Annotated in this window: 21 protein-coding genes; 9 read left to right on the top strand and 12 right to left on the bottom strand. The window is 49.3% G+C overall.

From position 1 onward, the window contains the following. Positions 1–62: 62 nt before the first annotated feature. Complete coding sequence (locus tag SPI9445_RS0115290) at positions 63–548, top strand: acyl-CoA thioesterase (RefSeq protein ID WP_017305644.1); 486 nt, start codon at positions 63–65, stop codon at positions 546–548. A gap of 171 nt (positions 549–719) precedes the next feature. Here the strand turns inward: SPI9445_RS0115290 and bcp are convergent, their stop codons facing one another. Next, a complete protein-coding gene (bcp, locus tag SPI9445_RS0115285) occupies positions 720–1,190 on the bottom strand; it encodes a thioredoxin-dependent thiol peroxidase (RefSeq protein WP_017305643.1) in 471 nt (156 codons plus the stop codon). Further along, positions 1,184–1,828 (bottom strand): pseudouridine synthase, encoded by a 645-nt coding sequence (locus SPI9445_RS0115280; RefSeq protein ID WP_017305642.1) that lies wholly within the window; start codon positions 1,826–1,828, stop codon positions 1,184–1,186. Before SPI9445_RS0115280 ends, bcp begins: the two co-directional genes overlap by 7 nt. A 90-nt stretch (positions 1,829–1,918) precedes the next feature. Between SPI9445_RS0115280 and SPI9445_RS0115275 the strand changes: the two genes are divergently transcribed. Continuing rightward, entirely contained in the window at positions 1,919–2,140 is a 222-nt protein-coding gene (locus SPI9445_RS0115275) for a hypothetical protein (RefSeq protein WP_017305641.1), read from the top strand. Between the two features lie 89 nt (positions 2,141–2,229). On the opposite strand, the gene SPI9445_RS0115270 is transcribed toward SPI9445_RS0115275, so the two are convergent. Next, complete coding sequence (locus SPI9445_RS0115270) at positions 2,230–2,973, bottom strand: TIGR00297 family protein (protein ID WP_017305640.1); 744 nt, start codon at positions 2,971–2,973, stop codon at positions 2,230–2,232. 122 nt (positions 2,974–3,095) lie between these two features. Here SPI9445_RS0115270 and SPI9445_RS0115265 point away from each other — a divergent pair, with 122 nt between their 5' ends. The 4 genes from SPI9445_RS0115265 (at position 3,096) to SPI9445_RS25795 (ending at position 6,430) form a co-directional block, all read left to right on the top strand. Beyond that, positions 3,096–3,470, top strand: a complete 375-nt coding sequence (locus SPI9445_RS0115265) for a phage holin family protein (protein WP_017305639.1) — start codon at positions 3,096–3,098, stop codon at positions 3,468–3,470. Positions 3,471–3,762: 292 nt separating this feature from the next. Next, on the top strand, positions 3,763–4,047 hold the full coding sequence (locus tag SPI9445_RS25800; RefSeq protein ID WP_017305638.1) for an HU family DNA-binding protein: 285 nt from the start codon (positions 3,763–3,765) through the stop codon (positions 4,045–4,047). 21 nt (positions 4,048–4,068) lie between these two features. After that, positions 4,069–5,118 carry a threonine-phosphate decarboxylase CobD gene (cobD, locus tag SPI9445_RS0115255; protein ID WP_017305637.1) on the top strand — a complete coding sequence of 350 codons (1,050 nt, stop codon included), beginning with the start codon at positions 4,069–4,071 and terminating at the stop codon, positions 5,116–5,118. Further along, complete coding sequence (locus tag SPI9445_RS25795; protein ID WP_017305636.1) at positions 5,108–6,430, top strand: FAD-dependent oxidoreductase; 1,323 nt, start codon at positions 5,108–5,110, stop codon at positions 6,428–6,430. The genes cobD and SPI9445_RS25795 overlap by 11 nt, the downstream gene beginning before the upstream one ends. Before the next feature lie 20 nt (positions 6,431–6,450). Here the strand turns inward: SPI9445_RS25795 and SPI9445_RS28655 are convergent, their stop codons facing one another. The 3 genes from SPI9445_RS28655 to SPI9445_RS0115235 are packed head-to-tail and all read right to left on the bottom strand — an operon-like array spanning position 6,451 to position 9,624. Then, positions 6,451–6,654, bottom strand: a complete 204-nt coding sequence (locus SPI9445_RS28655) for a hypothetical protein (RefSeq protein ID WP_164674530.1) — start codon at positions 6,652–6,654, stop codon at positions 6,451–6,453. 36 nt (positions 6,655–6,690) lie between these two features. Further along, a complete protein-coding gene (locus SPI9445_RS25785; RefSeq protein ID WP_017305634.1) occupies positions 6,691–8,448 on the bottom strand; it encodes a SulP family inorganic anion transporter in 1,758 nt (585 codons plus the stop codon). A gap of 3 nt (positions 8,449–8,451) precedes the next feature. Next, positions 8,452–9,624, bottom strand: coding sequence for a histidine kinase (locus tag SPI9445_RS0115235; protein ID WP_017305633.1), 1,173 nt, complete (start codon positions 9,622–9,624; stop codon positions 8,452–8,454). Positions 9,625–10,019: 395 nt separating this feature from the next. Between SPI9445_RS0115235 and SPI9445_RS0115230 the strand changes: the two genes are divergently transcribed. Beyond that, positions 10,020–11,612 carry a glycoside hydrolase family 57 protein gene (locus SPI9445_RS0115230; RefSeq protein ID WP_017305632.1) on the top strand — a complete coding sequence of 531 codons (1,593 nt, stop codon included), beginning with the start codon at positions 10,020–10,022 and terminating at the stop codon, positions 11,610–11,612. A gap of 150 nt (positions 11,613–11,762) precedes the next feature. Here the strand turns inward: SPI9445_RS0115230 and SPI9445_RS0115225 are convergent, their stop codons facing one another. Further along, the gene (locus SPI9445_RS0115225) at positions 11,763–13,136 is read right to left on the bottom strand and encodes an SGNH/GDSL hydrolase family protein (RefSeq protein ID WP_017305631.1); all 1,374 of its coding nucleotides are present in this window, start codon (positions 13,134–13,136) and stop codon (positions 11,763–11,765) included. A gap of 248 nt (positions 13,137–13,384) precedes the next feature. Between SPI9445_RS0115225 and SPI9445_RS0115220 the strand changes: the two genes are divergently transcribed. Then, the gene (locus SPI9445_RS0115220) at positions 13,385–13,876 is read left to right on the top strand and encodes a low molecular weight protein-tyrosine-phosphatase (RefSeq protein WP_017305630.1); all 492 of its coding nucleotides are present in this window, start codon (positions 13,385–13,387) and stop codon (positions 13,874–13,876) included. Here the strand turns inward: SPI9445_RS0115220 and SPI9445_RS0115215 are convergent. From SPI9445_RS0115215 to SPI9445_RS0115195, 5 genes are all read right to left on the bottom strand, one after another. Beyond that, entirely contained in the window at positions 13,873–14,538 is a 666-nt protein-coding gene (locus SPI9445_RS0115215) for a response regulator transcription factor (RefSeq protein ID WP_017305629.1), read from the bottom strand. The genes SPI9445_RS0115220 and SPI9445_RS0115215 overlap by 4 nt on opposite strands. A gap of 116 nt (positions 14,539–14,654) precedes the next feature. After that, entirely contained in the window at positions 14,655–16,241 is a 1,587-nt protein-coding gene (locus tag SPI9445_RS0115210) for a glucose-6-phosphate isomerase (protein WP_017305628.1), read from the bottom strand. A 199-nt stretch (positions 16,242–16,440) separates the two neighbouring features. Further along, entirely contained in the window at positions 16,441–16,608 is a 168-nt protein-coding gene (locus SPI9445_RS30655; protein ID WP_017305627.1) for a hypothetical protein, read from the bottom strand. Positions 16,609–16,695: 87 nt separating this feature from the next. After that, the gene (locus SPI9445_RS0115200; protein WP_017305626.1) at positions 16,696–17,472 is read right to left on the bottom strand and encodes a class I SAM-dependent methyltransferase; all 777 of its coding nucleotides are present in this window, start codon (positions 17,470–17,472) and stop codon (positions 16,696–16,698) included. Positions 17,473–17,558: 86 nt separating this feature from the next. After that, complete coding sequence (locus SPI9445_RS0115195) at positions 17,559–18,371, bottom strand: TPM domain-containing protein (RefSeq protein WP_017305625.1); 813 nt, start codon at positions 18,369–18,371, stop codon at positions 17,559–17,561. A 464-nt stretch (positions 18,372–18,835) separates the two neighbouring features. Between SPI9445_RS0115195 and SPI9445_RS0115190 the strand changes: the two genes are divergently transcribed. Continuing rightward, positions 18,836–19,054: a DUF4327 family protein gene (locus tag SPI9445_RS0115190; RefSeq protein WP_017305624.1), complete on the top strand. Its 219-nt coding sequence runs from the start codon at positions 18,836–18,838 to the stop codon at positions 19,052–19,054. The last annotated feature ends 3 nt before the right edge of the window (positions 19,055–19,057 follow it).

Raw genomic sequence — 19,057 nt, 5'->3', positions numbered from 1 at the left:
ATGCAAAGAGGAGGGGGATAGAATCTCCTCTCCTCTAAGCTTGTTGTGAGAATAGGGAATCGATGGGTCAAGAACAGCCACAATTACCACCGACAAGGGCGATCGCACGAGACAACGCCCTGCGCGCTAAAACCGAGGGCTGGTTTGAGTATTTGGTTAAAGCTCAACCTCACCATACCGACTATGGGGGGGTCGTCTGGCACGGGGCTTATTTAACTTGGCTCGAAGAAGCCCGGGTGGAATGTTTGCGTTCTATTGGCATTGATTTTGCCGAATTAGTCAAGCTTGGGTGTGATTTACCTGTTGTAGATTTGTCTGTGCGGTATCATCGCGCCCTGCGTTTAGGACAGTCAGCCTTAATTAAAACCCGAATGTTAGAGATGACCGGGGTGAGAATCGATTGGGATTATCAAATGGTCGGCCTCGACTCTCAAGAATTATTACTCACCGCAAAAATCACATTAGTGGCCGTAGACCGAGACAAGGGGAAAATTATGCGCCGACTCCCTCCAACGGTTAAGGATGCCTTGGTGCAGTTATCAAAGTGATTGGAAAAGTGGGAATAGGAAGAAACAATCTCCCGAAAATGCTCCGGCACATTGAGGATGAGTTTTTCACGCTGACCAATGTACGAAAGGTTCAACTGATACCCTCTTAGCGTCATGGTGCGCTTGTTGTAGCGAGTCGCATTTCATCTTCCACTTAAACGATGGGAGCTTTCATGCTCCCGTGTTTTTTTGTAAACTGTCTAAAACCACTTGAGCATGACCTTTAGCCTTCACGTTTGTCCAAATTTGGGTTAACTTACCCTCGGGATTAATTAAAAAGGTAGAACGCACTATTCCCATATACTGCTTGCCCATAAACTTTTTCATCTGCCAGACTCCATAATCCTCCGCCATTTTATGCTCCGGATCACTTAATAAAATTAAGGATAAATTGTGTTTATCGCGAAAGCGACAATGGGACTTTTCACTATCAGGACTGACTCCCACAACTACACTATTGAATTTTAAAAATTCATCAGCTAAGGCGGAAAACTCCTGAGCTTCTGTGGTGCAACCGGGGGTATTATCTTTAGGATAAAAATATAAAATGAGCCATTTTCCTTGAAAACGTTTAAGCTCTGTAGCTGTACCGTTTGCGTCGTTTTGACTAAAATCCGGTGCAATATCCCCAATATTCAACACGAAACTAATCCTTTTTTTAATAGTTGCTGTTCTTGCTCATTTAACGCTCGCCATTCCCCCAAGCCTAGCCCTTCTAAGGTGAATAAAGCATGGGGATTGGTGGGAAAAACAGACCTTACTTTAGCATATTTTCGGTTAGACCCCATCGCGACTCGGACTAATCGTAACGTAGGATAACCGACGGCGGCAGTCATGCGGCGGACTTGACGATTTTTGCCCTCAGTGAGGCTCATTTCTAACCAACGGGTGGGGATACTTTTGCGAAAACGAATAGGGGGATTTCTGGGGGGTAAGTTTGGCTCCTGTTCGAGTAAGGCGACTTGGGCGGGGCGGGTGTGATAGTCCTTGATTTTAACTCCTTGTCTCAATTGCGTGAGGGCTTCAGGGTGGGGGATGCCTTCTATTTGGACCCAGTAGGTGCGTAGGTGGGCGAAACGGGGATGACAGAGTTGGTGCTGGAGTCGGCCGTCGTTGGTGAGCAGTAATAGACCTTCGCTGTCTTGGTCTAAGCGTCCGGCTGGATAAACGGAGGGGATGGGAATATAGGATTTTAGGGTTTCTCGGGGGCTGTCTCCCTCTGGGCTGAATTGGCAGAGAACGCCGTAGGGTTTGTAAAAGAGAATGTAGTGATGGTGCATAAAAGGTTCACTCTGGACGCTGCGGGTTGAAGATTTTCCCTATTATGGGAATAATGAAGAAATCATAAATTCTGGAATTTGGTATAAAGCATGACAGATTTTGACTTAGCTTTCCTAAAGTGGCTGGGGACGATTCGTGCTAACACGGCTTGTAGTCTAGATTATCTGAATATCAGGTTTCACCGTCGCAACTTGATTGTGGAAACGATTAGTCCTCGCATGGCGGAACATATTTGGGCGGCTTCGGTAAAGGCTTCTCCTCAAATCCCTGTGCGCATCTACATTGATGCACAGCTTTATGTGAAGTGTTGAGAATAGGGGGAGTCGGGAATAGGGAATAGGGAATAGGGAATAGGTGATACCCCCCTGCTCCCCCTCTCCCCCCCGTTCCCCGTTCCCTACTACTGAAAACCTAACGAAGCGGCGAGAATAGCTACAACTGCGCCGATGAGGGTATTAATCACATTCACCCACTCGTTGGAAAGCCAATCAAATTGAGTCTGTAAGGTTGCCCCAATGACGCTTTCTAAGTTGGTGGCGATGAAGGCGGCAAGGGTACACCAAAGCAGACCCCAAGGACTGATTAAACCTACACCCCAACCGATTAGGGCGATGATTACGGAGGCGAAAAGACCTGCTAAGGTGCCTTCTAGACTCACTGCGCCCTCTGTGCCTCGGGGGACGGGTTGGAAGGTGGTGATTAAAAAGGTGCGTTTTCCGTAGGCTTTACCGACTTCTGAGGCGCAAGTGTCGGAGAGTTTGGTGCTGAAACTGGCGACGTAGCCTAATTGCAGGAGACTAGACCACAGGGGGGTTGCCCAGAGGGTTCCTAGGGCGCAGAGGGTGGCGATTCCGGCGGATCCCCAAACGTTTTCGGGGCCGCGTAAACCGGAACGTTTTTCGGCGATTCCGGCGGCTTCTTTTTCGGCCATGCCAAGGCGGGTTACGCCGGAACCGACGAGGAAGTAAAACAGGACGACAAGATAGCCGGGGGCTTGTAGGGTTCCCCAGAGGAGAACGCCTAAAACCCAAGCGTGGAGGTAGCCGATGGGGGTTAGGAGTTTTTTGGGGGAGAGGAAGGCGATCGCAATTAACAGCGTGTTCAGTGCAAGGGCAATCACCCAAGGGTTAAGGGAAGAGAACATCAGGCAAGACTGGGTAAAGGATGGGCAAACTGGCTATAGTGGCAGTAGTGGGATGGATAGGATGGGTCTACTATCTGTCAGCCTCTCTGGATAGAGTAGCAACAAAAAAAGGTGATAAGACGATGGTGCAATTTCTCTTAACTTGGTTTGTCTCGGCGATCGCCGTTTTGCTAACCGCTTATATCGTTCCGGGTCTAACGATTACGGGTTTTACCTCGGCAGCTATTGCGGCGGTGGTGTTTGGGGTGGTTAATAGTATTGTTAAACCTGTTCTAACGCTCTTCACTCTCCCCCTCACGATTCTCACCTTGGGCTTATTCTTGCTGGTGGTGAATGCGATCGCCTTTGGTTTAGTCGGTTATCTCACCCCCGGTTTCACGGTGTCTGGATTCTTCCCCGCCCTATTCGGTTCTTTTGTCCTATCTTTTCTTAGCAGTTTCTTAAACCGCCTGTTTTTTTCCGAGCCAGACGGTTCCTCCAAGTTCCCTTTTAGCTAAACCTAGAGCAGGTAAGGGTTTTAGCCCTTGCCTTGGGATAGAATTTCCCCTATTTCACTCCCGAGGGGATGAAGATTTATAAAGAAATCCGAAAAACTACAAGAAATTAGCACTTTCAGCGATCCAGATCGGCCGGGTAGAGCGTAGAATGATTCAGTGAAACTTTGAGCGGATGGGTATTTCAGGAGTTGAGATCCAAACTCCGGACTGAAATCACGCCCTGTAACGTTCAAAGCTTGGGTCATAATCCGGATTATTGACGCACAAACGGCAGACAAATAGGAGATTTTGCATGAATAAAGGTGAATTAGTGGACGAAGTGGCTAAGAAAACTTCGCTCACCAAAAAACAAATCGATGCGGTGATTAGTGCCACAGTGGACACGATTATGGATGCTGTGGCCGAGGATGATAAGGTCACGTTGGTGGGTTTTGGCTCCTTTGAATCCCGCGATCGCAAAGCCAGAGAAGGGCGTAATCCTAAAACGGGCGAAAAGATGGAGATTAAAGCAACAAAAGTCCCTGCTTTCTCTGCCGGAAAACTCTTCAAAGAGAAAGTCGCGCCCCCGAGTGAGTAGTTATTCCCCCTTGGCGTCCGGATGCAGCGGCCAATTCACGGGGGAAACTTAGTCTGGGCAGCCCGTGTCGCCGGTTGCCCAACGGATCAACTTGTGGATTTTTCCGCCAGTATTAACCCTTTGGGGCCGCCGGAAAGTGCGATCGCGGCTATTCAAGGGGGTCTGGAGAGTCTGCGCCACTACCCAGACCCCCAATATCTCGCTCTACGGGCGGCTTTAGGTCGAAAACACCACCTACCTCCAGACTGGATTTTACCGGGCAATGGGGCGGCGGAATTATTAACTTGGGTGGGGTGGGAGTTCGCCCAAGGGGGAGCAACGGCTATCCTGACTCCCGCCTTTGGGGACTATCAACGGGCGATTCAAGCTTTCGGGGGAGTCATTGCCCCTTGTCCCTTAACGCTGCCCTCCTGTCACCTCCCCCAGACCTTCCCCCCCCAAGCCCGCGGCCTACTCCTCAACAACCCCCACAATCCTACGGGGAAATTGTGGCCGAGGGAGGAGATTTTACCCCTACTGGAACAATTTGACCGGGTGGTAGTGGATGAGGCCTTTATGGACTTCCTAGGCCCCTCTGAGCAAGCCAGCCTAACCGCCGTCCTCCCCCAGTATCCTAACCTTGTCATCTTGCGATCGCTCACCAAATTTTACAGCTTGCCCGGGTTACGGTTAGGTTATGCCCTGGCCCACCCCCAACAGTTGCAACGGTGGCAAGGACTCCGAGATCCTTGGTCAGTGAACAATCTGGCCGTTTTGGCTGGGCAAGCGGTGTTAGATGATATTAGCTTTCAAAACCTGACCTGGAACTGGTTAAAACCCACCCGTCAAGCCCTCATTGAAGGATTACAACAACTGGGTCAATTCCACCCCTTACCGGGGGCGGCCAACTTTGTGTTAGTGCAGAGTGACCAATCCGCCAGCCAATGGCAACACCAGCTATTAAAAGATCATCGCCTGTTCATTCGAGATTGTTTGAGTTTTCCCGAATTAGGCGATCGCTACTTTCGCCTAGCCGTCCGTACCCCCGCCGAAAATCAGCGTTTACTAGAGGCATTAGAACATGGCTGTTGACTATGATCTGGTCATTCTGGGAGGCAGTTTAGAAGGCCGTTATGCCGCCGCCCTCGCCGCCCGTCATCGGCGGCGCGTCGCCCTGATTGAACCCCAGCCCCAACTTGATCCCCTCCCCCTCGCCCTCCAAACCTTGGGCTACTGGGCCCAATTCATCCAACAAAGCCAAGAAGTCAGCGCCGCCCATCTCCTCACCCCAGCCCAAGGCCTAAACCTGCCCCAAGCCCTCGCCTGGGGGCAAGCGGTGGAACAATCCCACGCCCCCCACCTCAGCCCAGGCGCCCTCAGCGCCTTGGGGGTGGATTATCTCGTCGGAGAGGCGGAATTTTTCCCCTTACCACAACCTGCAATTATTGTCAACCATCGAACCCTGCGATCGCGCCGTTACCTCCTCGCCCTCCCCAGCACCCCCCAAACCCCACCCCCGGATCTCGAAGATCCCGACTCCACCCCCTACCTCACCCCTCAAACCCTCTGGCACAGCGACCTCCCCCCCCATCTGCTCATGGTGGGCGGCTCCCCCCTCGCCCTCTCCCTTGCCCAAGCGCTGCAACGTCTCGGCAAACAGATCACCCTCGTCCTCCCCGGCCGACTCCTACCCAGTGAAGACCCAGAAATTAGCCAACACCTCCACGGTCAATTAGCGGCCTTGGGTGTAGAAATTATCCCCCAAAGTCCTATTAGCCAACTGCGCTATATTCCCCCTAAAAAATGGGTTCAAGCGGGCAATAAAGCCCTCTGTGCTGATGAGATTATCTGGGCGACTGGATACAGCCCCCAAACCGCCAACCTTCATCTAGAATCAGTCGGTGTCACCCCCACCGACAAGGGCATTCCTGTTAATCGCAAACTCCAAACCAGCCACCCCCAAATCTACGCCATTGGCAACAGTTTAGGGGGATATCCTAGCCCCCACATTGCGCAATATGAGGCAACCATCGCCGTTAAGAATGCCCTCTTTTTTCCTTACCATTCGGTTAACTATACCACCGTTTCTTATCAAGTGAATCTGTATCCTCCTCTCGTTAGGATTGGCTTAACAGAAAAGCAAGCCCGAGGAAATTATGGGGAAGATTTAGTCATTTTAAAACCCGCTTTTCATCATGATATTGCTTCCTTAATTGGGAACCAAACCCGGGGCTTTAGTAAAATTATCCTCCAACCCAAGGGTCAAATTTTAGGCGCTCATTTCCTCAGTTTTCAGGGGGGAGAGATAATCGAGGCGCTGGGTTTAGCCATGCGGCAACAAATCCCCTTCGGTCAATTAAAAGAACATTTGCCAATATTTAATAGTATCTCATCGGTTGGGTGAAAGAAACCGGGTTTTTGGGATTATCTGAAGGAACTAATTAGGGCTTGCTGAATAAGTCTTGTGGGGTTAGGGAAGGGAGAGGGGGAACAAGGGAGCAGGGGAGCAGGGGAGAGGCAATCTCCCGACTCCCGACTCCCGATTCCCGACTCCCGACTCCCGACTCCCGATTCCCGACTCCCGATTCCCGACTCCCGATTCCCGACTCCCGACTCCCGATTCCCCAACTCTCGGACTTATTCAGCAGGCCCTAATTATCCCCCCTAGCCCCCCTTTGGAAGGGGGGAACAAGACGTACACCAAGTTAGTCCCGATTTGAGATCGGAAAATTCCTTAATCCTTGAGTTATTCTCTTCTAAAATTTGTCCCCGAATTAATAGGGCTTTAACCTGAATATTTAGCCCAATAAAACCTAATATAATTTGATGATTTGCCGCAATCTTCTTAATTTTAGAGAGGTTTAACACCGTAGAGGAATCAATTCCAGTCACGTGCTGAAAGTCCAGTAATATAAATCTCAAGGGATGGGGACGCGCTGCCATGACTTCATGTTGCACGGTGTCTAAAAGTTGGTTGGCGGTGGCGAAAAAAATAAAGCCTTGTAAGGGTAAATAATATAAATGATTAGTGACGGATTCCTCTAGCTCTAGGAGGCTGGTATTTTGGGGAGGGGTTGAGGGGGAAAGAGAGCAGTCTGGACGGATAATATTAACTTGACTGTATTGAATGACAAAGAGTAATAGGGAGAGGGCAATTCCTACGAGAACGCCTTGTAAAAACCCGACAGTGTTAATAATAATTAAAATTAACAGGATAATGCCGTAATCCCAGAGGGGAAATTTAAAGGCCGCTTGATAGACCCATTGCAGGAGTAAATCTAAGCCTAAATAAAAGAGTAATGCGCCTAAAATGGGTTTGGGGAAGAATTCTAAAAAGTGCGCGCCTAAAATTAAAACCGTAGCACAGGGAATGGTTTTAAAGACTCCGGCTAAACGATGGGCGGCGGACATTTTATGGACTAAAATTGTGCTGGGTAAGGCTTGATTCCCGGCCATGCCTCCCCCTAGTCCGGCGGCAATGTTGGCCATGCCGACGGCCTGTAATTCTTGGTTGAGGTCAATTTCTCGTTCTACGGCTAGTTCGATACCGCTATTGGTGAGGACGAGGGACACTAGACTAATAAACATTAAGGTGGCAACGGTTCCCCATTGTTGACCTAAAAGACCCCAGTGAATGGTGGGGAGTTGGGAGAAGGTGAGGGGATGCCAGAGTCCTCCTGCGGGGAAGGGGCCGAGTAACCAGCCTTGGGTGCGCGCTAGGTCTAGGGGGGTGTGGGTGAGGAGGAGAGTCAGGTAAAATAAGGCGATCGCACTGATTAAAGTCCCGGGCATAATCAAGTAGTGACGATAGCGTTGAGTTAACCACAGCAACAGCAAGGCGAACACCAATCCCACCCCCCAATGACTCAAAATAGACCAATCCAACAAACTGGGGAGTTCCTGCCAAGTTAGGGGATGTTCACAAGTCACCTGCACCCCCCCGCGTACTAATAACCATCCCGTGCCAGCCATAAATCCCCCCACCACCGGGTAGGGGATAATACTAATCACTTTCCCCAGTTGGCAAATCCCCAACAGAAACAGGAATAAACCCGTACAGAGGGACCCCAAGGCGATCGCCGCTATCACCGTAAGTAACATGACCTCCGTAGGGTCATTCTGCATTTGTTGCGCGATCGCCGCCGCTAGTACCGCTAAAACCGCCGTTGGGGCCGCCAAGGGGGTAGCAATCATTCCGGGGAGAGAACTCATCAAGGCGACGATAATACTAATCGCTGCGGTGCTATAGACCGCAATCCCCACCCCCAGATTGAGATGTTCCGCTAAACTGCCTGAAAAAATCAAGGCCGCGTAGGAAATCCCCCGAATCACCCCGATAATCCCTGTCACCCACCCAGCCAAAAAACTGGATAACAGATTGCGCGGTTGGAATTCTTCAGTCCAGGAAAATAAAACGGCCATAGATCACCGATAGACCGGAAGCGTGAAATGAAAACAACTGCCTTCATTTAACACGCTATCCACCCAAATCTGTCCATAATGCGCCCGTACTATATTCTGACAGAGGGATAAACCAATGCCATAGCCTTCCGTTTCGCGATCGCGCTTCAAGCGAAAATGACCCTCAAAAATCCGTTCTCGCTTTTCCTTGGGAATCCCCGGCCCCGTATCCGAAACACTCACCTGCACCTTTTGGGAAGTGCGATGGAGTAACGAGAGGTTAATCCTCCCCCCGGCTGGAGTGTATTTGATAGCATTTTCCAGTAAATTTGTCAATACCTGCCGAATTAATTCCTCATCCGCATAGACCGAGGGGAAATCTTGGGGTAAATCCTTAGTAAAGTGGAGGGATTTCGCCCGAAAGCGGTCTTTTAGCTGAGTTAAAACCTCCTCACACAGGGGGGGGAGAGAGAGCGCTTTTAACTGTAGATTCAACTCTCCACTTTGCCCCTTAGCCGCCTGTAAAATATCAGTAATCATGCGATTCATAATCCGGAACTGCGATCGCGCTTGACGGTATAACTGAGCCGAGAGATAAGCCGAACGCTCCGAGTCTGGCTGGTTTTGAGCCAATTCTAGGGTTTCCACAGCGATCGCCGCCGCCGTCAGAGGACTGCGTAAATCATGAGCCAACATCGCAATCACCTGATCCTTAAACTGCAACTGGTCTAACAACTCCTCATTTTCCCGTTTCAAGCGGAAAATCTCATCCGTCAGGCGAACTTGCTCCAGAGAACACCCCACCGAAGACCCAGACCCCTGAGAAGGATCAACCCCTTGCTCCCCTTCCCCTTGCCCCTGAGACTCCAGACCCTCCTGCTTCCAACGCTTCCACCAACGACCCAACTGCTCAATCAAATCACTCCCCGCCAAAACATGACGGGGCTCCGGGTGGATTTTCACCAAAGAAGGCGTAGCCATCAAGCGAAAATACTCCACAAGATCCGGCCGTTGTCCCACCCGAATCACCTCCAATTCAAACGGAAACTCAGACTGTAAATCCCCCAAATACTCCTGAAGAGCGCGGGTAGACTCCTGAGACGTGGGACGTTCATCAATAAATAGCAAAAATTGAAGAACTGACGAGGACTGTAACTCCTCCGCTTGATTTGATTGCCGGCCGTTAGATTCTAGCACTGGGTCTAAATACCAATCTGCATGAATGGACTGCGCTCATCTCAAGGATGCACATGAGCGGGACTGAGACTTTCCTTTTCCTTACCCCCCCGTCATGAAGGATCAAGGGAGTCTATTGGGGCAAGTCAAGGGGACTGCAAAACAACCCTTTCTAAACAAGGGGGTGCATTCGGTTTGAAGGGAAATCGAGCCAAGTTAACTTTATTTTAATGTTTCCTCCTAGATTTGCTCTCTTGGGTCAGAAATTTTGTCTGTCGATCTTAAAATAGTATAAAGTTTTCACAAGGGGATATAAATTCCATTTCCTCGTTTAGGAAGGTCAAGCTTCCTAAATGGTTCTCCTATCCGCTCATTCCTATTCGATCCGCCCATCCCTACTAACTCCCAGAGATATTATGGCTGTCGGCTACCTTGCCTTTGTTCTGCACGCACATCTCCCCTTTGTTCGTCATCCCGAAAGTGATTACGTCCTCGAAGAAGAATGGCTCTTTGAAGCCATTACAGAAACCTACGTCCCGCTTCTCCACTCCTTTGAGGGCTTAAAGCGAGACGGCGTAGACTTTAAGATGACCATGAGCATGACCCCCCCCTTGGTGGCCATGTTGCGGGATCCTCTCCTCCAAGACCGTTATGATGCTCACCTCGCCCAACTGCAAGAACTGGCAGAAAAGGAAGTAGACCATAATCAACATAATGGTCATTTGCGCTACCTCGCGGAACACTACGTCCAAGAATTCCAAATGGTGCGCGAGACTTGGGAGCGTTACGATCGCGATTTAGTCAAAGCGTTTAAACAGTTTTTAGATAGTAATAACCTCGAAATTATTACCTGCGGGGCAACTCATGGCTACTTCCCCCTAATGAAAATGTATCCCCAGGCCGTCTGGGCGCAAATTAAAGTAGCCTGTGAACATTACGAGGAAAATTTTGGTCGCCCCCCGAAAGGGATGTGGTTGCCTGAATGTGCCTACTACGACGGACTCGAACGCCTCATTGTAGACTCCGGTCTACGCTACTTTCTCACCGATGGTCATGGTCTGCTCTACGCTCGTCCTCGTCCTCGTTTCGGCACCTACGCCCCCATTTTCACTGAAACGGGGGCGGCGGTTTTTGGGCGAGATCATGAATCTTCCCAACAAGTTTGGTCTTCTCAAGTGGGCTACCCCGGAGATCCCGAATATCGGGAATTCTACAAAGACTTGGGCTGGGAAGCGGAGTATGAGTACATCAAACCCTACATCATGCCCAATGGTCAGCGCAAAAATACCGGGATTAAATACCATAAAATCACCAGTCGTTTTGCCGGTCTGGGGGATAAAGCCCTCTATGATCCCTATTGGGCGAGGGAAAAGGCGGCCGAACACGCGGCCAATTTCATGTTTAATCGAGAACACCAAATCCGTCATCTGGCGGAAATTATGCAGCGTCCGCCTATTATTGTCTCGCCCTATGATGCGGAGTTATTCGGTCATTGGTGGTATGAAGGGCCTTGGTTCTTAGATTACTTATTCCGCAAAACGTGGTTTGATCAACAAACCTATGCCATGACTCATTTGGCGGATTATTTACATCAATATCCGACCCAACAAATTTGTCGTCCGGCTCAGTCAAGTTGGGGTTATAAAGGATTCCATGAGTATTGGTTAAATGAAACCAACGCTTGGATTTATCCCCATTTACACAAGTCGGCGGAACGGATGATTGAGTTAGGTCGTTTAGAAGCCAGTGATGAACTCCAACGACGGGCTTTAAACCAAGCGGCGCGGGAGTTATTGTTAGCGCAATCCTCCGACTGGGCGTTTATTATGCGCACAGGAACGATGGTTCCTTATGCGGTGCGACGGACTCGCTCCCATTTAATGCGTTTTAATAAGATTTATGACGATATCCAAGCGGGTAAAGTTGACTCCGGTTGGTTGGAAAAGGTGGAAAAAATTGACAATATTTTCCCCAATATTAATTACAAGGTTTATCAACCTTTGGGTTAGGTTAATCAAGGTAATAGGTAATAGGTAATAGGTAATAGGTAATAGGTAATAGGTAATAGGTGATAGGTAATAGGGAATAGGGAATAGGGAATAGGTGATAGGGAATAATTATCAATTCTCCCCTGCTCCCCTGCTCCCCGTTCCCTTGACTTATCGGGCTAGGGGATCTTCGATTTGCACTTGAATCCGGGGTAGGGTGCTAATGGCATTGTAGAACCGTTCAGCGAGGGTGCTGTTGCCCTTGGCGTTTAAGTGAACCGCATCCTGAAAAGCCACATCGGAAAGTCGATCAAACAATTGATAATAATTGAGAATTTTCACATTACGGGGGAAGGCGGCACCAATTTGATCATTGACCTCTCCCAAACGTCTAAAAGCCTGTCGAGCTTGTTCAACGTAGTCTGTCCCCAATTGTTCGACAATCGCTCTTTCCGGTGCTTTGACCTCCAGATTTAACTGTTCCTCGGAAATGCCTGTAATTTCGGGCTGGAGTGCCACCACTAAGGGGACATTGGCTCCAGCACAGAGTTGAACCATCTGGATAATGTTCTGCCGATAACGAGCGAGTCGTTGTTCTAATTCCTCTTCATTGCCCGGGAGATGCTCAACTAAAGGCTGGGAATCATCGCCCACGAGGACTAAACTCCGTTGTTCGTAGGCGGATGGGGGTTGACCGAACAAGTTCGCGATCGCCTGCAACAAGGTTGTATTGCCGAAAAACCGCTTCACAGGCTGAGTTAAGTAAGCCCAAAAGTGAGCCGGAGGATCATTGAGAAAGGCCTCCATCTGGGGAATTTGTACCGCCTCCTGTTCATGGGGCAGCATAATATCCTCATAACCATCCAACAACACCACCACATCCGGCTTATAGGGCAGAATTTTTAACGCCAGTTGCGCTAACTCATTCCCCGACGCATACCCCGGCACCGCCGCATTAATCACCCGATACTCCCCACTGCGAATTCTGGGGGGTAACGCTAAGGCATTGGCGCGGCCTGTGGCATCAAAAGGCAAGCTGGGGGGACGGTATTTTTCCGGCGAACGTTGTTGTTGTTCCAGCCTCTCATTAATCCGTCGTTCCAGATAATGGCTGAGGGTGTCATTTTGGGAACTAAGCCACTGACCAAAAGCCGCCGATCCTCCTAAAAGGAAAATGCGAATTTCATTAGCGGGTTTATCGCGGGGGATCTCCCGCTCATCCCTAAACCGATCTTGATTAATCGTCCAATAGGCACTTTCTTGATCCCCCACCAATTGATAACCCACCCCGAGACTTGGTTGAATCGCCAGTTCACCTTTTTGGGGTAGTCCGGCAATGGGTTCTTGCTCTCGGTTCACCACCTGATATTGATAGGCGTTCAGGATTTCTGGGGAGGTTTCACGGGGAGTCGTTAGCCCCAGAAACAGGCGGGTTAGTAATTCTAGAACAATTAACCCAACGATAATAAAGGCGATCAGTTTCCAAGGAAAGGCGAAACGCTGTCTGCGTCTATTGTAATAGGGGTTTTTATAGGATTTAAACATTCAGTGGCTTCCTCAATTCGATAACGGATAAATCCCAATCCGGCCAAAGCTATCCTTGGGGTGCTGTTTTGGCTCAATCTCGCAGGTTTGGAGTTGTTCAGATCGGTCTTAGACTAGGAACTTGGTTGTTAACTTCCCATGCACCTCAGACTACCACTAAGATGAATGATGGGGGTTACGGGATTAGTTTAACGGTTCGTTGCCCCAATCTCCTAATTTCTTTTCGTTGAGCATCTGATTAGTGATCCATGCCATATCAAGTCCTATTTGTTTGTTTGGGCAATATTTGCCGCTCTCCCTCGGCTGAAAATATTATGAAACACTTGGTGGCTCAAGCCAATTTAAGCGACCAGATTCTCTGTGATTCAGCAGGAACATCCAGTTATCATATTGGTTCACCACCGGATCGACGAATGCAGTTAGCGGCCAAGCAACGGGGGATTACTCTCACCGGATCAGCCCGTCGCTTCACTCCTGACGATTTTGAGCAGTTCGACCTGATTTTAGCCATGGATCTCTCCAACTATCAGGACATTCTCGCCCTAGATCGTGAGGGGAAATATCGGGATAAGGTACATTTAATGTGTGATTTTGCTCAAGCCCACCCAGATCGGGAAGTGCCGGATCCCTATTATGGGGGATCGGAAGGCTTTAATTATGTCATTGATCTGCTGTTGGATGCCTGTGAGGAGCTACTCAAACAAATTATGGAGACACAGGGTTTTCAGGGAACGCCCTAATCGACGAGATAATGTTTGAGGGCAAAGCGCACTAATTCGGCCCGGTTGTTGGTTTCGGTTTTCCGCAACAAACTACTAACATATTTTTCGATGGTGCGGGGACTCAAGTGCAGTTGATTGCCAATTTCAACGTTGGAGAGTCCTGTGGTGAGGAGTTCTAGGACTTCTTGCTCTCGCTTGGTGAGGGTGGGGGTTTCGGTTTCCGGTGAGGGGAGACTTTCTACGACGGAGACAGAAATTCCCTCTGTGGTGCTGTCGGTGCTGGAAAAGCGCAGTTCCGATTGCACGATTTGCGATCGCTCCAATAAACTGCGAATCACCGCGCCTAATTCCTCCATTTCAAAGGGTTTTGGTAAGTATAGATCACAGCCGACTTGATAGCCGCGAATCCGTTCCTCTGTACTATTGCGTTCGGTGAGAAAAATCACCGGGAGTAAGCGAAATTCAGGACGATGGCGTACTTGTTTCACTAATTCATAGCCATCTTTCCGGGGCATTTTGATATCCGCCACCATTAAATGGGGATGATAGGTTTCCAGTAATAACAAGGCCTCTTGACCATCCTCAGCCGTAATGACGGAATATCCTGACAATTCCAGATAATCACTAATCGCTAGACGGATGCCGGGGTTGTCATCTGCAACCAAAATTAATAAAGGCATAGCAGAGGGAGTACAGGCGAGTCTTAGGTGTTCATGCTCAGAGCCCATCGGGACATCAGGGGGAAACGGATTCCCCAATCCGAGGTTCTGAGAAAACTGCTGAATACAAACCCCCGTTATAATCGGGCAACCGTTAAGGTTGTGGGCTGACTGAAGTCACCTTGGAGGACAATTTCCCGTTGATTGCTGTGCAAATGACGGACAATCTTATAAATCGTTTCGATCTGCTCGGGAACCCCCATTTGCTGGGCGAGATCGACCAGTGAAATGGGTTGGGGACTTTGTTGGACCACTTGCACCATTTGGCGCTGTAACTCTAAGACGGAAGCGGCGGCTTTTTTCCCGGCTTCTACACCGGGCTGATGGTAAGCATTGACATTAACTAAATAGCCATATAAGCCAACGGCTCGGTCGTAAAGGGCAATCAGTGCGCCGACAGTGCGTGGGTTAACGTCTGAGACGGACAGGGTGATTGACTCTCGTTTATTCTCGTAGAGGGCTTGACGAGTGCCTTGGAGTAAGCCGGAGAGATAATCCCCACTGGTGATTCCGGCCTCAACTTCGATGGATTCCCCTTGACGATCGTTTAACACTTCAATAAAGGTGATAAAGAAGTTGGGGACTCCTTCCCGCAGTTGTTGAACGTAGGCGTGTTGGTCGGTGGATCCCTTGTTGCCGTAAACGGCAATCCCTTGATGAACAATATTGCCATCAAGGTCTTTTTCTTTGCCCAAGGATTCCATGACTAGTTGCTGAAGATAGCGGCTAAAGAGTAACAAACTATCTTTGTAGGGCAGGATGACCATATCTTTAGCGCCTTTGCCATTCCCGGCATAGTACCAAGCGAAGGCGAGGAGGGCGGCGGGATTGGTGGCAAGGTCGGGGCGACGGGTGGCGAGATCCATCAGTTTGGCCCCTTCGAGGAGGGCATGGATATCAATCCCTTGGAGGGCGGCCGGGACTAGACCCACGGCGGACATTTCCGAGGTGCGCCCCCCTACCCAGTCGTGCATGGGAAAGGTGGTGATCCAGTTTTCGCTGTGGGCAATTTTTTCTAGGTGGCTGTCGTGGCCGGTAATGGCTACGGCGTAGTCGCCAAATTTCAGACCGCGTTTTTCGTAGGCGGCTTGGGCTTCCAGCATCCCGTTGCGGGTTTCGGGGGTGCCGCCGGATTTGGAGATCACGAGGACGAGGGTGCTAGAGAGGCGATCGCCAATTCTGCCCAAGGTGCGGTCAATCCCGGTGGGGTCGGTGTTGTCGATGAAATGAATGGCGAGGGGGGCGTTTTGGGAGGCGAGAGCATCGGCGACAAATTGGGGGCCGAGGGCAGATCCTCCAATGCCAATCACAAGGAGATCGGTAAAGCGTTCTGCGTTAGGGGGGTGGATGCTGCCGGAGTGAATTTGTTGGGTGAAGCGGTCAATTTGGGCGAGGGTTTCGACGATTTCCTGTTTTAAGTCGGGGTTGGGGGCGAGGTCGGGGTTACGCAGCCAGTAGTGACCCACCATCCGATCTTCGTCGGGATTGGCGATCGCACCCCCTTCAAGGGCGGCCATTTTTTCAAAGGCTTGCTCAAATTTGGGCAACATGGCCTTAAGAAAAAAATCATCAAACCCAATGCGGCTGATGTCTAAGTAAAAGTCCAAATTTGCGTCGTAATAGAGCCAATCCTGATAACGTTGCCAGAGATCCGTAGAATTCATAGTGTTATGTCCAACTTCGCTTCCTTTCGTCAGTTTAAGCTACGTTTTCTCCAATCAACCCTTACCGTTTACGAAGACGTTTACGAAGAAATGACGGGAGCGCTAAAGCCCCTGTTTTGAGCAGGGGAGGAAAGCTAACTCTGCTTTCCCTGTAGCTTTGATGCTCTCCCCTGTATTGTACAACGCGGATGTTCCCTGATTAGTCCCCAAAGCACCAACTAATAAACAGGGCGACCAAAATCAGCACCACCCAGCCTCCCACTTGGGGAACGAGGAGTTTCAGGAGGGCAAGGGGTGCGATCGCCATAATTTGGGAAACCAACCAGTTCACCACGACTAAAACCGTAAGCATGAGGAAGAGAGGCATAATCTTTGGGGGGAGTCACCAATTCTAGATTAGCTGAAATGCGCCCTTCCCCTGTAACCCGTCATCGAAGGGAATAGGGGGTAGAGCTTAAGGTTTAACCAAAATTCCCATATATTTACCATCTTGACCCACCACAATGGGATCGCCTTGCACCTGCGCCGCAAAATCTCGGAACGCCACATTATCTCCAATATCATCGGAGATGAAAAATCCACCCGGTCGCAACGCCTCCCATAACAAAGGATAAGCCCACATTCGGCCCTCATAACTTTTGTCACTATCGTAGTGACATAAATCAATCTGTTCAACTAACTTAAGGGCTTGGGGCAGTCCTTGGCGATCCGCACAGCGAATCAGATGCCAGTTTGACCTTAAGGATTCAGGCACCACACAGCCCACATAGGGATCATTATTGCGTTTGGGATAGGGCATATCTGTACTAATTAACTGACCCCCCGGACGGTTATGCAAAGACAGCAGCAGCGCGAAAGAAGACCAACCGTAAGCTACCCCCGTCTCAATCACTCGTAAAGCCTGAAGATACTCAGCACACCCGTAGAGCAATTCCAAATTCCCCGCCCCCCCCATATTCACCGGACAACTCTCCTGCCGCTGAGTAGCGTTTTGCCAAGTGTCTGGGAACAAATCGGCTAAGGGAGTGACGCTTTCCAGTCCCGTTAATTGTTGTAGCACTCTAGAGGTATCCAGATAACGCTCCCCACACCAAAGCAACATCTCCTGTTGACGATCTTGGGGTTTGAAGCTCCTCGGGAAAACTTGCTTGACAATCCGACCCATCAACTCGCGATAGAGTTGAGGCCGTTCTAAGAACCAAAGCAGGGTTTGCAATTTGGAATGAATCATGATACAACCTCACGAGACTTAACCCATAATCTAGCTCAGGTTAAGTCTCGTGAGGCTTGAACTTAATTATTAAGCCTTTTCGGGGGTTAATCCATTTCCGGTTCAGAGGAAAGGGAACGGTTCATCATCGGGGAAAGATAGGCCACCAGAAAACCGAGGGTAAACCCTAAAACATTCCGGAAAACAGGTAACCAATCAGCCGTCCGTGTAACCACCGGACCTAAACCGAAGGCAATAAACAAAATCCCCCACAGGGGAGAAAAAATTAACGCCCACTGCCAAGCAATCACTTGATCTTTCTGACGGGGAACCGACGCTAACCCGCAAATCACCCCGCCTAAAATTGAGGTGATTAGGGTTAAAATCCACTGTTCTCTGGGCAGTCCGGGGACAACATTACAGCCTCCCTCCCTCAAACAAGAGGAAACCGCATCTAAAGCATTGACAATAGAGTTATTTTCCCCATTTTCCCGCACATAGTAAAGGTTGCCGAAGCGAGTTTGTAATTCTACCCAAAAAGTACGGGGCAAAAAGTTGTAAAGCTCATCCCCTACATTAAAGGCTAACAGATTACCCCCTCGGGCATCAGCCACCAGCAGCACACTGCGATCATCTAGTCCCCAGTATTCTTTAACGGAACGACCGGGGGTTTGGTCATATTGAGTCAGAACTCGCAGTTTCCAACCTGTTTCTTTTTCAAAGCTATCAATTTGTTTAATGAGGGATTCTTCTTGCAAGGTAGGCAGGAAGTTAGCCAGATCAATGACGGGAGTTTCAATATCAGGTAAGAGTTCAGGGTTATCGACGGCCTTGGCTGGAGAGGCAATAGACCAAGTGGACAAGGCAACGCAAGCTACAAGGAGAGCAGTAAAAAGACGTTGGATCAAACGGTTTGGCATTGCGAGGCTACCTAAAATTTCTCTAATGTGAACGAATTTTGCAATATAAGTGGCATTTCTTAACACTTGTTCACTTTATTTTATGGAAAGAATGGGATTTTGTAACGTTTTGTGTAAATTTTTTTTAAGATTCAGGGGAAACGGCTTGGCATTAAAGGGTTTGGACAATTCTCAGCCCCGTTTGATTCTGGGGAGAGGGTTGACTCTCCCTCTATTTTTTTTCCCAGAGGTCAAATAGGCTAAAATGCTTATGGAATCATGATCCCCGCCTCAAAAAAATCGCCAAAAGTCGCGGAAGTCCGTAAAAATTTGTGCCAAGGACTTGCCGAAACCCCTTGTTATGCGTTACAAATTGTCTAAGTACTTTTTCTTCGGCCCCTTAACCTCCTCACTATGGTCTACCGTTAAAGCTGAGGAACAAGTACAGGAATATTAGTAAAACTGATTTTTAGTAAGTTGAGGATATGACTCAAAAAGTTGCTCACCCCATGGTGAAGTTTCAGCGTAAGGTGCGCTCCTTGGTGGATTCCAAAATCCTGAAACCCCATGATAGTATCTGGAAAATTGCGTTCCTTTATGGCAATGATTGGTCGTACTGGAAAAATGAGTTGATGGAGTTTGGTTTTTCCATGCAAGATCCGGTCCATGATGTTCTGGTGGTTGAAGAATGGGATGAAGAATAATCC

Origin of the sequence: Spirulina subsalsa PCC 9445 (assembly GCF_000314005.1) — a bacterium.
In the GTDB taxonomy this organism is placed as follows: domain Bacteria; phylum Cyanobacteriota; class Cyanobacteriia; order Cyanobacteriales; family Spirulinaceae; genus Spirulina_A; species Spirulina_A subsalsa.
The sequence above is the reverse complement of the archived record's forward strand: the minus strand, read 5'-3'. Positions and strand labels throughout refer to the sequence as shown.